The 14,784-nt window shown below is 65.2% G+C and carries 10 protein-coding genes and 2 pseudogenes; 7 read left to right on the top strand and 5 right to left on the bottom strand.

Features of this window, described 5'->3' with window-relative positions:
• Window positions 1–39: 39 nt before the first annotated feature.
• The 3 genes from ABD002_RS00785 to ABD002_RS00795 form a co-directional block, all read right to left on the bottom strand.
• Entirely contained in the window at window positions 40–750 is a 711-nt protein-coding gene (locus tag ABD002_RS00785; RefSeq protein WP_343786139.1) for a tyrosine-type recombinase/integrase, read from the bottom strand.
• Window positions 751–840: 90 nt separating this feature from the next.
• Window positions 841–1,086 (bottom strand): helix-turn-helix domain-containing protein, encoded by a 246-nt coding sequence (locus ABD002_RS00790; RefSeq protein WP_343786141.1) that lies wholly within the window; start codon window positions 1,084–1,086, stop codon window positions 841–843.
• Window positions 1,087–1,590: a DUF2975 domain-containing protein gene (locus ABD002_RS00795; RefSeq protein ID WP_343786143.1), complete on the bottom strand. Its 504-nt coding sequence runs from the start codon at window positions 1,588–1,590 to the stop codon at window positions 1,087–1,089.
• Between the two features lie 110 nt (window positions 1,591–1,700).
• Here ABD002_RS00795 and ABD002_RS00800 point away from each other — a divergent pair, with 110 nt between their 5' ends.
• The 3 genes from ABD002_RS00800 (at window position 1,701) to ABD002_RS00810 (ending at window position 5,435) form a co-directional block, all read left to right on the top strand.
• Entirely contained in the window at window positions 1,701–2,606 is a 906-nt protein-coding gene (locus ABD002_RS00800) for an ABC transporter ATP-binding protein (protein WP_343786145.1), read from the top strand.
• Entirely contained in the window at window positions 2,545–3,396 is an 852-nt protein-coding gene (locus tag ABD002_RS00805; RefSeq protein ID WP_343786147.1) for an ABC transporter permease, read from the top strand. The genes ABD002_RS00800 and ABD002_RS00805 overlap by 62 nt, the downstream gene beginning before the upstream one ends.
• A gap of 86 nt (window positions 3,397–3,482) precedes the next feature.
• On the top strand, window positions 3,483–5,435 hold the full coding sequence (locus tag ABD002_RS00810) for a potassium transporter Kup (RefSeq protein ID WP_343786149.1): 1,953 nt from the start codon (window positions 3,483–3,485) through the stop codon (window positions 5,433–5,435).
• A gap of 69 nt (window positions 5,436–5,504) precedes the next feature.
• On the opposite strand, the pseudogene ABD002_RS00815 reads toward ABD002_RS00810, so the two are convergent.
• Window positions 5,505–9,548, bottom strand: a pseudogene (locus ABD002_RS00815) (DEAD/DEAH box helicase); the annotation flags it as partial.
• A 333-nt stretch (window positions 9,549–9,881) separates the two neighbouring features.
• A pseudogene (locus ABD002_RS19610) lies at window positions 9,882–10,532 on the bottom strand (DEAD/DEAH box helicase); the annotation flags it as partial.
• A 388-nt stretch (window positions 10,533–10,920) separates the two neighbouring features.
• Here ABD002_RS19610 and ABD002_RS00820 point away from each other — a divergent pair.
• The 4 genes from ABD002_RS00820 to ABD002_RS00835 all read left to right on the top strand — a co-directional run bounded on the left by ABD002_RS00820 (window position 10,921) and on the right by ABD002_RS00835 (window position 14,681).
• Window positions 10,921–11,175, top strand: a complete 255-nt coding sequence (locus tag ABD002_RS00820) for a hypothetical protein (RefSeq protein WP_343786154.1) — start codon at window positions 10,921–10,923, stop codon at window positions 11,173–11,175.
• Window positions 11,176–11,308: 133 nt separating this feature from the next.
• On the top strand, window positions 11,309–13,045 hold the full coding sequence (locus ABD002_RS00825) for a Na/Pi cotransporter family protein (RefSeq protein ID WP_343786156.1): 1,737 nt from the start codon (window positions 11,309–11,311) through the stop codon (window positions 13,043–13,045).
• Window positions 13,046–13,050: 5 nt separating this feature from the next.
• The gene (locus ABD002_RS00830) at window positions 13,051–13,728 is read left to right on the top strand and encodes a response regulator transcription factor (protein WP_343786158.1); all 678 of its coding nucleotides are present in this window, start codon (window positions 13,051–13,053) and stop codon (window positions 13,726–13,728) included.
• On the top strand, window positions 13,725–14,681 hold the full coding sequence (locus tag ABD002_RS00835) for a sensor histidine kinase (protein WP_343786160.1): 957 nt from the start codon (window positions 13,725–13,727) through the stop codon (window positions 14,679–14,681). Before ABD002_RS00830 ends, ABD002_RS00835 begins: the two co-directional genes overlap by 4 nt.
• The last annotated feature ends 103 nt before the right edge of the window (window positions 14,682–14,784 follow it).

A 14,784-nucleotide genomic window follows, 5' to 3' on the forward strand; every position in this document is an offset into this window, starting at 1 on the left:
GCACGAAGGGACTCCATCGATGCGATGAGAGGCGATGGATCACTCCGGCCGGTTGCTCTCTACGGACGCGAACACGCTGAGTGCCATCTCCACCACCTCGGAGTAGTGAATGCCTTTGGCGACCGCAAGTACGGTCGCGTCCCAAGGGCCGTCCGAGTAAACGTCGTGAGCAAGATTGCCCCCTTCGTGACCCACGAAGCTCGCCAAGTGGCTAGGTGTGACGCGCCTGTTCTCAAGGAGAGTGATGACGGTCCGTCTGAAGGAATGGAAGTCTGTCTCGCCTATCAGCCCCCGTTTCGTCCTCCAGCGGCCGAAAGCTTTGGAGACTGCCCACGACAGCTTGCCGTCGTATCCTCCCGGCTTCAATTCCTCGAACAGCGAGCCGGCTGCGTCGCGCTGCATATCGAGACGCCTCTGTATCACTGACGCGGGCAACGAGTGGCAAACGGCGATCGTTCGAACACCGGCTTCCGTCTTGCTCTTCTCGATGCGCAGCAAGTACCCCTCCTGCGCCTCGCGAACGTCTTGCCGCCTGATATTGCACAGCTCATCAAGGCGGGCCCCCGTGTAGAGCCCTAGCAGCATCAAGTCCGCGAGCGCGTGATACGCAGGGCGCTCACCGAACAATGCGACAAGCTCGGCATCGGTGTACCCACGCTTCTTCACCGTCGTCGACTTCGCCCCCTTCTTCTTGAGCCTGAACCCATGCCACGGGTTGGCATTGCGGGGGACTATGAGCTGTTCTCCCATCCACGCCCAGAACGCGTGCAGCGACTTCAGCTTGCGGGATCAAAACCGGGGTCAGAGTGCACTTTCTCTGTTGGACACGCACACTCGCGCTCAATCATCGCCTTCCGCATCACGCACCGATAGATCTTCCGGCGCGTAGTCATATGCGATCAAATCACCCGGCTGGCACTCTAGAGCCGCGCAGAGTTTGACCAGCGTGGAAAAGCGCACGCCGCGCACCTTGCCAGACCGGAACAGCGACAGGTGCGTCTCGCTGACGCCGATGAGCGCAGCCAGTTGCTTCGCTTTCATGTGTTTCGCCGAAAGCACGTCGTCGAGCGTGATTCGAATCGGCATCTAGAAGATCTCGTCCAGTTCCGCTTGCAGCTCGGACGCGCGTCCCAACACCTTCGCGATGATGTTGAGCGACAGCCCTATCGCGCCAAGCACCAGCCCGGAAACGTCGAAGGCCACCCAATAGCCCTGGCCGAATCCAAGCATGTAGGCCACCGAGGGGAGCAGGAAGACGCCGATGAGTGCGCCCGCAGCCAGCATCGCGCCGACGCGATCGAGCATCCGCGTAATGGTCGATGCGTAGAGCTCGCCCCGTGCGAACGCCGCCAGCGTCTGCCGGATCCACCACAGCGACAACAGATAGAAGACCTCGGGGCAGGCAGTTGCGAACTGATAAGCCAGGCGGCGCAACTGCGTACCACCGAACCCGTGCATGGAAAGCTCTATCGCAAGCTGGCTGAAGTGCTCGAGCACGAGCATCACCGACAGCACGACCGACAGGCAGGTGACGAACCGCCTCAAGCGTGCGCTGCGATGCCGGATGTTCGCCGTGGATTCGTCGACCATGGGCGCCTCTAATTTATCCTTGACTTAAATTTTTCTCCTGATAGTTTAACTCTAACAGCAATTTCTTCAAGGCTTCACCACCCGCTCGCATCCCGACCGGACACGCTTCGATGTATTGCCTCGAAACGAAAGACATCTTTCATCGGTACTCCAACGACGACGTCGTATTGGATGGCATCAGCCTGCAGGTGCCCCAAGGCAGCATTTATGGATTCCTGGGGCCGAACGGCGCCGGAAAGACGACGACGCTGCGTCTGATCCTCGGGCTGCTCAGGAAGCAGCGGGGCGCGATTTCGATCTTCGGCAAAAGCTTCGACGCACATCGCACTGAGATCCTGAGGAATGTCGGTTCGCTGATCGAGAGCCCTTCTCTCTACGACCACCTCACGGCGACCGAAAACCTGGCGCTGCTGCAGAAAATCTACCGGGTCTCCAGGGAGCGGATCGACAAGGTCCTGGAGCTCGTCGGGCTGTCCGGCACCGGACACAAGAAGATCAGCCAGTTCTCGCTCGGCATGAAGCAGCGGCTGAGTATCGCCGTGGCGCTGCTCCACGGTCCTTCGCTGCTGGTTCTCGATGAGCCCACCAACGGACTCGATCCGAACGGGATCGTCGAAATGCGGGATCTGCTGAAAAGGCTCAATCGAGAGGACGGGATAACGATCGTCATTTCGAGCCACCTGCTGTCCGAAATCGAAAAGCTGGTGACGCATGTAGGCATCGTCCACGGAGGCAGAATGATGTTTCAGGGCACGCTGGACGAACTCAGGCTAAAGCGGCAGCAGATGGCGGCGGTCACGCTCGGCACGAACGACGATCGGCAGGCGCTGCACATTCTCTCGGAGGACGCTCCGAACGCCCGTATCGTCGACGGCAGAATCGTGATGCCCGCGATGTCCAACGAGCAGATCGCGGGCATCAACCGGCGTCTGGTCGAACGAGGAGTGGACGTCCATGCGCTGGGTATCGCCGGAGGCGATCTGGAAACGATCTTCATGGACCTCGTGGGGCGCTGAGATCATGGCGATCGATTTCATCCATGCCCTTCAGAGCGAATGGCTCAAGAAAAAGCGCAGCCTGGCTTCATGGCTGATCCTGACCGGAGCCTTCTTCACGCCGGCGATCGTCATCGTTGCCCGGCTGGTGAACCACGACAAGTTGCGACAGCTGTATTCGACGGACGGCTTCTGGACTCTGCTATGGAGGAATTCCTGGGAATCGATGGCCATCTTCTTCCTTCCGATGGCGGCGGTCCTGGCGACCAGCCTGATCACGCAGATCGAGTACAAGAACAATGCATGGAAGCAGGTGCATACGCTGCCGCTGAGCCCAACGACCATCTTCTTCTCGAAGCTCGCCGTCATCCTTCTGATGATGGTGCAATTCTTCGTCCTGTTTAACCTCGGCATCTATCTGTCGGCGGTCGTTCCCTATCTACTCATCGGCAATGTCCCCTACCCGACCGCACATGCGCCGCTTGCCTCGTTCTTGGTCCAGAACATGCTGTACTTCGTCGATTGTCTTCCGATCGTCGCTGCTCAGTATCTGCTGAGCCTTCGTTTCAAGAATTTCCTGGTGCCGATCGGATTCGGGTTTCTGACATGGGTCGGAGCCCTGGCCGCACTATCCTGGAAATTCGGATATGTCATCCCTTATTCGTACAGCATGCTGACCTATCTGAAGGACAACCCCGCAGGGCGGGCGATCGTCCCGGCCTTCGATGTTCATTGGCTCGCCATCGGTTACTTCGTCCTATTCATCGTCGTCGGTTACGGGCTCTTCGTTACCAAGGCGCAGAAGGGGTAACACAGCAAACGCGATGCCGACCGAATCGCGGGCGAGTACCTCGTGCGCCACACGCGCACCTCGTCGATGGGACAAGTCCAAAATTATTGAAACACGCGCAGGGCATCCTCGCGCACGAGCTGTTTTGCTCAATCGCCATGCCCTACCATCACGCGATGACTGCTACCTCCCAAAGCTCTTCGGCCCGTCCGAACACCCCCACCTTGCTGGCTGCCGGGGTAGGCGCGCTCGGCGTGGTCTTCGGCGACATCGGCACGAGCCCGCTGTATACGCTGAAGACCGTCCTGGACATGACCGGCGGCAACCATCCGCAGACCATTCTCGGTGTCGTCTCGCTGCTGGTCTGGACGCTGATCGTCGTCACCGGCGTCAAGTACGCCGGCTTCGCGATGCGCATCAGCAACGACGGCGAAGGCGGCATCCTGGCGTTGATGGCCTTGCTCGGGGTCAAGCGCCACAAACGTCCGATCATCGTCGCCGTGGGTTTGTTCGGCGCTGCGCTGATCTATGGCGACGGCGCGATCACGCCCGCGATTTCCGTCCTGTCGGCGCTGGAAGGCCTGAACATCGTCGAACCTTCGCTGCAGCCGTACGTGTTGCCGATGACCGTCGCGATCCTGCTCGGTCTCTTTGCGCTGCAACCGATGGGAACGGCCAGGATCGGCCGCGCGTTCGGTCCGGTCATGGCGATCTGGTTCGTCACCATGGCTGTGCTCGGAATCTGGGGCATCGTGCAGCACCCATCCATCCTGTGGGCATTGAATCCCTTCTATGGCCTGGACTACCTGCTCCACAGCAACGGCAGCGGATTCCTGGTCCTTGGCGGCGTCTTTCTCTGCGTCACCGGCGCCGAGGCCCTCTACGCCGACATGGGGCATTTCGGCGCCGGCCCGATCAAGCTCGCCTGGTCGGCCCTGGTGTTTCCGAGTCTGGTTCTGAACTACGCAGGCCAGGGCGCCATCGTGCTCGCCGGTGCGCCGATCACCGGCAACATCTTCTACCGGCTGTGTCCAGCGTCGCTCACCTTGCCGCTGGTGATCCTGTCGACGATTGCGACCATCATCGCCAGCCAATCGATCATCACCGGCGCGTTCTCCATGACCCGGCAGGCGATCCAACTTGGATGGATGCCGCGGTTGAAGATTTCGCAAACCTCGGAGGAAGGTTACGGTCAGATCTACGTCGGCGCCGTTAATTGGATCCTGATGCTGGTAACCATCGGCCTGGCCCTGGGTTTCCGGAAATCCGACAACCTGGCGGGAGCCTACGGCATAGCCGTATCAGCCACGATGCTGATGACGACCGTTCTGCTGTTCATCGCCATGCGCGAAATCTGGAGATGGAATCTCGCAGCGAGCGGCGCGGTCGCCGGACTGTTCTTCATCGTCGATTCCGCGTTCTTCACATCGAACATGACGAAGCTGCTCGAAGGCGGCTACGTACCGTTGACGCTTGCCGTGCTGACCTATCTCGTCATGTATATCTGGCACAGGGGCGTCACCGCAGTCGGGGACCGGCTGAGGGAACATCCGGTTCCGATCGAGGAATTCATGGCCGGCATCGCACGCGACAAGGTGGTGCGTGTGCCGGGAACCGCCGTGTTCCTTACGCGATCCAGGTCCGGCGCCCCGCCGGTACTCCTCTGGTACGTGAAACACGCCCATGCCCTGCACGAGCGCGTCCTTGCGGTGACGCTGGAAACCGCATCCACGCCCTGGATCGCGGCTGACAAGCACCTGGAGATAGCGGAGACGGCGCCCAATTTCTGGTCGGTCCATGCCTGCTACGGCTTCATGGAGAGGCCCGACATGCCGGCCTTGATGGCGCGGATCAGGATGCACAACTGCCCCATAGACCCGCACCGGCTCACGTATTTCGTCGGTATGGAAAAGATCGTTCCTCGCGAAGACCGCCGCGGGCTGCCGCGCTGGATGGAAGCGACATTCGGCGCCATGCTGCGCAATTGCACGCGCGTCACCGACTACCTGCGGGTGCCTGCCGACCAGGTCGTGGATCTGGGAAGACAGGTTTCCATCTAACCGACCCGGATCCGCGGCCTGTTCGCGAACGCGTGCGCTTGGCGCGCGTTTCGCAGCTCCGTGGACGCCCTATTCTTCCTCACCGTGTTCGACCGGCGACCGCGGTCGCTCCATTCCCCGTAACAGCGTCGTTCGTGCCACACGTTCTGCAGTCGCATCCATCGATTCGAGCATCGACGTTTGCCCAGCGACACGCTTGGCAACCGGCACCCCATCGCGATACAGCACGCGCGACCCGGTCAAGCGCGGCACCTTCTCGCCGGCGAGCAGACTGCCGACAAGGTTCAACGGATCGGCGCCGCAGACGCAGACCAGGGTCTGGTCCGGCGCGCGCTGGCGCACGGACCGCAACGACGCGATCGCTTCCGGCAACGCGAACTGCTCGCCGGAGATACCGGCGACGAAGCGACCGCCACGGATTTCACCACGCGCTTCGAGACGGTGATAGACGCGCAACAGGTCGCGCCATGGCGGCAGCCAGTCGGCTTCGTGCGCGAGCATTCGCCAGCACACGACGCCATAGCGCTTCAGCAGCACGCGTGCGACGTGCTCGAGCGCGTCCGCGTCGAACTTGTCCCGCGACGTACGCGGTGATGCCGGTGCTCCAGCCTGATCGTTTTCGACCGTCGCCGCACGCCGACGCACCAGCGACCAGCGCCCTGCGTCCTCGATGCCGAACAGGGCACGACGACGGCCGTGCCGGCGACTCGTCGATGGCCGCTTCGACGAGGGCACCAGCAACGCACGCAGGCCGCTGAAACTGTCCGCATTGATCAGGCCGATCGCAACGAGTTCGCCGAGCGCATCCTCGAGTTCGGTGTGCAGTAGGCGCGTTCCGGACAGCAGCTCGTCGAAGAACGAGGCACCGTGCGCGGAGAGATGATCGGCGACCGCTTGCGCGCGCGACGACAACGTCAACGCGGCGCCTGCGGCGAGTCCGCCGAACTGTGTCCAGGTATCGAGATGGCGCCGCTGCAGCAGCACGATCGGCGTCGCGCGCACCGGGCCGCCGCCGCGCTCGCCATTTGCAGAACGCCCGCGCAGGCGCGTCCAGACCTCGCGCCCAGCCTGACACAGCGCGTCGAGCCAGGCGATCTCGTAGCCGGCGACGCGCGCGGGCAGGATCTCGCTTTCCCACGCCGACGCGGCGGCCTCGAACCCCTCCAGCTGTGCGAGCACGCCAGCCAGCGCATCCGGTCCGCTGACCTGCGAACCGGGTGCGATGCGCTGCCACTCGAACAGAAAGCGCATGAAGTCGCGCGGCTCGACCGGCTCGATCTCGCGGCGCAGGCGCTTGACCGTATAGCGATGGATGCGCGCAAGCAGGTGGCGCTCGCACCATTCCGTTTCCTTCGCTGCGGGATCGGACATCCTGTCGCGACCCGCAGCAAAACGGTCGCGGCCAAGCCGCGCCACGTTTTCCGAACCGGCGACTGGCGCCGCCGGTTCGTCGGCTCCTCCCTGGGCCGAATCGGCCGCGGACGTCATGGTGGTGAACTGGCCGCGCATCACGAAGCCTTCGGATTCGAGCGCGAGCAAGGCGATGCCGACGTCGCCCTGCGCAATACCGAGCGATGCAGCGATTTCGCTCGCGCGGGTCGGGCCAAGCGCAGTCATGCGCGCGCGCAGCACATCGATCAGTGCGTCCTCGCGCGTCCATTCGACCGCGGCGTATTCGGCGGGCGCGTCAATCGCGGGTTCGCGCAGCGCGTCGGGAAGGATCGCCTCGAATTGCGGCAGGCGTTCGGCGGGAATCCACACATACGGCTCACCCGCTTGCGAACCAGCCGCCGCAACATTTGTAGGAGCGGCTTCAGCCGCGATGCTCTTGCATGTGACATCCGACAAAAGCATCGCGGCTGAAGCCGCTCCTACGGGGGCTTTCGGCGTCGTTCCTATCACGGGGGCGAGACGCGTCACGCGCTGGTCCGCGGCGAGCTGCGCCAGCCATTCCGACCAGCCATACGTCGCGCGCGCTTCGGTCTCGGCGATGAACGCAACGCCCATCAAGGCCGCATGCAACTCGTCGGACGAACGTGCTTCCGGCCACGCCTCCTCGCGCACCGCCGCGATCGCATCCGGATCGAGCCGGCCGAGATCGTCGACGCTTTCGGGATCGCTCCAACGCCGGCTGGCCACGGCTTGCGTGCGGCGCTCCTCCAGCGGCGCGTCATCGAGGAACGAATACGGTCGCGCGCCAAGCACTTCGGCCGCCAGCGGCGAAGGACCGGTCAGGTCGCGCGCGACGATGTACGCACTGCCCTCTTCCAGTCGCTTCAGCAGCGCGACCAAGCCATCGATGTCCATCGCGCCATGCAGGCAATCGTGCAAGGTCTGCTCGACCAGTGGGTGATCGGGAATCTCGCGCTCGCCGACCAGGTTCTCAGCGCAGGCGACCTGATCGGGGAACACGGTCGCGAGCAGGTCCTCGGCCTTCATGCGCTGCAGTTGCGGCGGCACCTTGCTGCCGCCCTGGAAGCGCGGCAGTGCGAGCGCGGACGTCGCGTTCCAGCGCCAGCGCACGCCGAACATCGGCGCGTCGAGCAGAGCCTGGATCAGTACGTCGCGCACCGAGGCCGAGTGCAGGTAGCGCGTGACGTCCTCGAGCGGGAAGCTGTGGCTGGTCGAGAGCGACAACACGATCGCATCTTCGGTCGCCGCCGCCTGCAATTCGAAGTTGAACTTGCGGCAGAAGCGCTTGCGCAGCGCGAGCCCCCAGGCGCGGTTGATGCGGCTGCCGAACGGCGAATGGATGATCAACTGGGTACCGCCGGATTCATCGAAGAAACGCTCCATCGCGAGCGTCTCGTGCGTCGGCAACACGCCCAGCGCAGCCTTGGCGGAACCAAGATAGTCGACGATCTGGCGCGCAGCGGGTTCGGCGATGCCGACTTCCTCGATCAACCATGCCTGCGCCGTTGTAGGAGCGGCTTCAGCCGCGATGCTGTTCTTTTGCTCGAGAACATCGCCAGCCTCAAGAGCATCGCGGCTGAAGCCGCTCCTACCGAAAGCCGCTTCGAGCCGATCGGAAATCTCGCGGCGCAGCCGCGACACCGCGAACGACAGCTCATCACTGCGCCCCGGCGCCTCGCCGAGCCAGAACGGGATCGTCGGCGGCGCGCCCTGCGCATCCTCGACCCGAACGCGACCGCGTTCGACACGCAGGATGCGGTAGGACTGGTTGCCGAGCTGGAAGATGTCGCCGGCGATGCTTTCGACCGCGAAGTCTTCGTGCACGCTGCCGATCATCGTGGCCTGCGGCTCCAGCACGACCTCGTAGTCGGCGGTGTCCGGAATCGCACCGCCCGAGGTAATCGCGGTCAGACGCGCGCCGCGGCTCGCGCGCAGCACGCCATGGACTGCGTCGCGATGCAGCCACGCGCTACGTGGGCCGCGTCGCGTCGTGAAACCTTCCGCGAGCATGCGCACGACCGCGCCAAACTGCTCGCGCGTGATGTCGCTGAACGGATGCGCGCGGCGCACCAGATCGAACAGCGCGTCTTCCTTCCACTCGCGGCAGGCGACTTCGGCGACGATCTGCTGCGCGAGCACGTCGAGCGGCGCACGCTCGACGTGCAGGGTATCCAGCTCGCCGCGGCGCACCGCGTCGAGCAAGGCCGTGCATTCGACGAGCTCGTCGCGCGACTGCGGAAACAGACGCCCCTTCGGCGTACCGCTGACATGATGGCTGGCGCGGCCGACCCGCTGCAGAAAGGTCGCGATCGCTCGTGGCGAACCGATCTGGCAGACCAGGTCCACATCACCGATGTCGATGCCCAGTTCCAGCGAGGCGGTCGCGACCAGCGCGGAGAGATCGCCGCGCTTCAGGCGTTGCTCGGCGTCGAAGCGCTGCTCCTTGGCCATGCTGCCGTGGTGAGCGGTGACCTTGTCCTTGCCAAGGCGCTCGCTGAGGTGCCGCGCGAGGCGCTCGGCCATGCGCCGTGTGTTCACGAAGATCAGCGTGGTGTGGTGCTCGCCGATCAGTTGCTCCAGACGCGCGTGGACCTGTTGCCAGGCATCGCCGGACATCACTGCCTCCAGCGGCGCTTCGGGCAGCTCGATCGCGAGGTCGCGCGGGCGAACGTGGCCGGCGTCCACGATCTTGCAGCTCGGCTCCCTCTCCCCCAACGACGCGACGTGCTGCTGGATTGACTCCCTCTCCCCCAACAGCTCCATCGTTGGGGGGGAGGGTTGGGGTGAGGGGGCGGAGCTGGATGAAGTCGCAACGTCGGAGTAGCGAAAAAGCGCTGCATCGAAGCCAGCGGACTCCTCCACATCATCCAATGGCACGCTCCGCTTGGAGCCCCGCCCCCTCACCCTACCCTCTCCCCCAACGATGGAGCCGTTGGGGGAGAGGGTTTCACGCGGCCACGAGTCGGTGCTATCGGGAGTGAGGGTTTCGAGCGGTTGCGCACCAGCGCCGGCGCTCGTTTCGCGCGGCGGTCCGCCGATCAGGAACCTGGCCACCTCCCCGATCGGCTTCTGCGTCGCCGACAGGCCGATGCGCACCAGCCGCCGCTCGCAAAGTTCATCGAGCCGTTCCAGCGACAGCGCCAGATGCGCGCCGCGCTTGTTCGGCGCGAGCGCATGGATTTCGTCGACGATCACCGTGCGCGTGGTGCTGAGCATGCGCCGGCCGGACTCCGAACCGAGCAGGATGTACAGCGACTCCGGCGTGGTCACCACGATATGCGGCGGCCGCTTGCGCATCCTGTCGCGATCGGCCTGCGGCGTGTCACCGGTGCGCACCATCGTGCGGATCTCGACGTCGGGCAGCCACAGCCGCAACAGCTCGTCGCGAATGCCGGCCAGCGGCGTTTCGAGGTTGATGCGCACGTCGTTCGACAGCGCCTTGAGCGGCGAGACATAGACCACCGCGGTCTCGTCGGGGAGCGCGCTGTCGACGCCACGCCTGACCAGATCGTCGATCGCGGCGAGGAACGCGGCGAGCGTCTTGCCCGAGCCCGTCGGCGCGGCGATCAGCGTGTGCCGACCCGACGCGATCGCCGGCCAGGCCTCGGCCTGCGCCGGCGTAGGCGCCTCGAATGCGCTACGGAACCACGCGGCGACGGCGGGATGGAAGGTCTCGAGCGGCATACCGGCCTATTGTGCGCGCCTGCGTCTCACCATGTGATACATCGCCGTGAAGCAGCACCGACGCGCTGGCACGAAGCGGCTGGCCGGCCTGACAGCGCACGCCTGAACGGCTGAAAAAGAATTAGCCCCATTGGGTTGACCCGTGTGTGCGACGGGACTAGCATCCGCGCGCCCCGAAACCCGGGGCATCCCAGAGTTCTACGGTAGTCCAATACGACTATGGATCTTCCCCCTAGTAGCAACGTCGGCGACCGCGCCCTGTCGCGGATGTCGGCGTTGACCCACCACAACGACGCCTGCGGCGACCGCATCCGGTCGGCCGGCGCTTTCCTCGACTAGGGAAGTCCCGGCTCACCCCGGTTGCCGTTCGGCAAAACGGAGGTGAGCCATGAAGCTCAATCGCCAGATATTTCCGTTGCGCGTGCGCGGCGGCCTGTTCGCTTTCCTGCAGGCACCCGCATGCCGCGAGCGCGTTCGCGTCCGCCACGACTTGATCGCCGCCTCGCGGCCGTCGCACGACGCCGCCATGCGACCGGCGCTGCGCGCGCATTGGACACTCGATCCGCACAGCCATCTGCCCGCATGCCGGTGGGACATGGCCGCAGGCGAACGTGAACGTTCAGACTTTCCCTGCGCCGCATAACCTCCACGAGCTGACATTGCTTGACGCGACAGCGTCGGGCACTGGCTATGATCGCGTCGTGCCGCCCTGGATTGCGGCACGGCGCTCTGACGACACCCCATGACGGCGCATCGTCGTCACCGGAGACACATCGATGAATGGAACCCTCGCCCTGCTCGACATCGCCGGCTACGTCGCGCTGCTGTTGTGGGGCACGCACATGGTCACCAGCGGCGTGTTGCGCGGCTACGGCAGCACGCTGCGGCGCTGGCTCGGGCGTTATCTCGGCCATCGCCTGAGCGCGTTCGGTTTCGGCCTCGCGGTGACCGCCGCGCTGCAGAGCAGCACCGCGACCGGGATGATGGCCGCGTCGTTCGCGGCCAGCGGCTTCCTCGGCCTCGCACCGGGACTTGCAGTGATGCTCGGCGCCAACGTCGGCACCACCTTGATCGTGCAGCTGCTGTCATTCGACATCGCGGTGATCGCACCGATCCTCGTACTGGTCGGCGTGGTCGTGTACCGGCGCAGTGACGACGTGCGCTTCGCCAACATCGGTCGCGTCGGTATCGGCCTCGGCCTGATGCTGCTCGCGCTGCATCTGCTGGTGCTGGCGTTGGCGCCAGTCGAGAACGCGACCGCGTTGCGCGCGGTGCTGCACAGCCTGGCCGGTGAGCCGGTGCTGGCGATGCTGATCGCGGCGCTGCTGACCTGGGCCTGCCACTCCAGCGTCGCCGTGGTCCTGCTGATCGTCTCGCTGGCGACCGCTGGCGTCGTCGATGCGCCCGGCGCACTCGCGCTGGTGCTTGGCGCGAATCTCGGCGGCACGCTGCCGCCACTGTTCGACGCGGATACGCCGGTGGCGCGGCGCCTGCCGCTCGGCAACCTGCTGGTGCGACTCGCCGGTTGCATCGTCTGCCTGCCGCTGCTGCATCCGATCGCCGCCTGGCTGGGCGCGTTCGGCGACGGGCCGGCGCGCATCGCGGTCAACTTCCACACCGCGTTCAACCTCGCGCTCGCGATGGTCTTCATCCTCCCGCTCGACAACCTGGCCCGGCTGCTGGTCCGCCTGCTGCCGGAGCCGCCACGGCCGGACGATCCGGGCGTCCCGCAGTACCTCGACGAGGCTGCGCTGGACTCGGCCGGCGTCGCGCTGGCCAACGCCGCGCGCGAGGCGATGCGCATGGCCGACATGGTCGAGAACATGCTCAAGGGCCTGGTCGAGGTGTTCGGCAAGAACGACCGCAGCCGCGCCACCGCGATCAGCCGCATGGACGGCGCGCTGGATCGGCTCGGCGTGGCGATCCGCGAGTACCTGGCCGATCTCGGCGGCGAGGCGCTGAACGAGGAGGACGGCGAGCGCAGCCAGGAAATCCTCGCGTTCGTGATCAACATCGAGCACATCGGCGACATCACCGCGAACAACCTGATGGAATTCGCGGCGAAGAAAGCACAGAGCGGACAGGACTTCTCCGCCGACGACATCCAGGATCTGGCCGCGATGCATATGCAGGTGATGCAGAGCCTGCGCCTCGGACTCGCCGTGTTCCTGCGCAACAACCTGCGCGCGGCGCAACAGCTGGCCGAACGCAAGGGCGTGCTGTGGCGCCTCGAGAACGAGGCCTCCGACCGGCACCTGCGCGAGCTGCGCGAGCGCCGGCCGAGCCCGCTGGGCGGCGACGTCTACCTGCGCATCCTGCGTGACCTGAAGCGCATCCACTCGCACCTGGCCGCGCTGGCATGGCCGGCGCTTGAACGCGCCGGTCTTCTGCAGGAACGTCTGATCAGCGAATCGGGACAGCTCGCGCGCAGCGGCGTCGCGACGGTCCCGGTGACGGACGCAACGCCGGATCTCGTCGAACACGACGAAGAACACCCTCGCAACTTGAGTTGACCCGCATGCGCATCCTCGTGATCGAAGACGACGACAAGATCCGCCGCTACGTCGAACAGGCGCTGCGCGCGGAGCGTTGCGCGGTCGATGTCGCCGCGGACGGCGACGAAGGACTGTGGCTGGCCGGCTCGCACCCGTATGACGTGATCGTGATGGACCTGATGCTGCCGACGCGTGACGGGATGAGCGTGCTGCGCCAGCTGCGCCGCAGCGGCTCGACGGTGCCGGTGCTGATCCTGACCGCACGCGGTGGCGTCGAGGATCGCGTCAGCGGACTCAACGCCGGCGCCGACGACTATCTGGCCAAGCCGTTTGCCGTCTCGGAACTGATCGCGCGTGTGCATGCGCTCGGACGCCGGCAGCGGCCGCACCTCGGCAGCGTGCTGAAATTCGAGGATCTGGAGCTCGACCTGCTCGGCCGGCGCGTCAGCCGCGGCGGCCAGCGCATCGACCTGACGCCGCGCGAATTCGCGCTGCTGGAGCTGTTGCTGCAGCACGCGCCGAATCCGGTCAGCAAGGCCGTCATCATCGAGAAGGTCTGGGATCGCTGCTTCGATTCGGAAACCGCGCTGGTCAACGTGCATGTCTCGCATCTGCGCAAGAAGCTCGAACTGCCCGGCTCGCCGCCGCTGATCCGCACGATCCGTGGCGTCGGCTTCGCGCTAGGCGCGGAACCTGCGTGAACCGGTCCGTCACGACCATGGCGATCGCATTCGGCGCGACCTTTCTCGTCGCGTCCGCGATCTATTGGGAGTTTGCCGACCCGGCCTGGCTCGCCGGCCAGTCCGGGAGCGCAGGGCACGCCAGCGTGCGCTTGCAGGCGCTGTACGTGCTCATCGTGTGGCTGGCTTTCGCTGGGGTCGCGTGGTGGCTGCGCCGCCGCGCGACGCGCCCGCTGCAACGCCTGCAGGCGGATCTGCAGCGCATCGATCCGGGAAATCCGCTGCAGCGGATTTCCCATCAGCCGGAAACGCCCGAGCTCGATGGCGTCGTGGATTCGATCAACGCCCTGCTCGGCCGCGTGCATGACGAGCTCGGCCGGCTCGACCACTTCACCGCGCAGGTCGCGCACGAACTGCGTCTGCCGCTCACGCTGGCGCGCCTGCGCCTGGACAAGGCCGCGCCGCAGCTGCCCGAGGCCCTGGTGGAGGACCTGGTCGCCGAGTTCGAGCGGCTTTCGCGTTTCGTCGACCAGACTCTGCTGCTCGCCAAGGCCGAGCAGGGCAACCTGCCGCTGCAACGCGGACGCATGGATCTGCACGCGCTGCTCGGCCCGGTCGTCGAGGGCATTGCGCTGATGGCCGAGGCGCAGGGGCGCAGCCTGGAAATGGAATCGGAGTCTGCGTGGATCGATTTCGACCCCGACTACACCAAACAGATTGTCTACAACCTGCTGGCCAACGCGCTTCGCCATGGCACGGGCACGATCCGGGTACGCCTTCGCTCACGCAGCGGCAAGGTCAGGCTGCTGGTCGTCAATCCGGTGCGCGCAGTGCCGTCCCGCCGCGGCAGCCTCGGCAGCGGCCAGCGCATCGTGGCCGCGCTCGCCGCGCTGCATCGCGGCATGCGCGTGCGCTATCGCTGCTTTGGCCGGCTGCATGTCGCCCGCCTCGTGATTGCCGCGGCCGAATCTTGAAGAAACCTTAAAGTTCGCTTCAAGGGGTCTTTAGGGCACCCCTGCCACGCTATGCCGCGGTCGCAGTCCTCCGGGGAAATCTGATTGGCTCGTCATCCCGGCG

Origin of the sequence: Dokdonella soli, from assembly GCF_039523175.1 — a bacterium.
Taxonomy (GTDB): domain Bacteria; phylum Pseudomonadota; class Gammaproteobacteria; order Xanthomonadales; family Rhodanobacteraceae; genus Dokdonella_A; species Dokdonella_A soli.

Coding starts and splice junctions, on each gene's coding strand:
- ABD002_RS00800 (WP_343786145.1), top strand. CDS start 1,701: ATGTATTGCCTCGAAACGAAAGACATCTTTCATCGGTACTCCAACGAC.
- ABD002_RS00820 (WP_343786154.1), top strand. CDS start 10,921: ATGAAGCTCAATCGCCAGATATTTCCGTTGCGCGTGCGCGGCGGCCTG.
- ABD002_RS00785 (WP_343786139.1), bottom strand. CDS start 750: ATGGGAGAACAGCTCATAGTCCCCCGCAATGCCAACCCGTGGCATGGG.
- ABD002_RS00830 (WP_343786158.1), top strand. CDS start 13,051: ATGCGCATCCTCGTGATCGAAGACGACGACAAGATCCGCCGCTACGTC.
- ABD002_RS00805 (WP_343786147.1), top strand. CDS start 2,545: ATGCGCTGGGTATCGCCGGAGGCGATCTGGAAACGATCTTCATGGACC.
- ABD002_RS00795 (WP_343786143.1), bottom strand. CDS start 1,590: ATGGTCGACGAATCCACGGCGAACATCCGGCATCGCAGCGCACGCTTG.
- ABD002_RS00790 (WP_343786141.1), bottom strand. CDS start 1,086: ATGCCGATTCGAATCACGCTCGACGACGTGCTTTCGGCGAAACACATG.
- ABD002_RS00825 (WP_343786156.1), top strand. CDS start 11,309: ATGAATGGAACCCTCGCCCTGCTCGACATCGCCGGCTACGTCGCGCTG.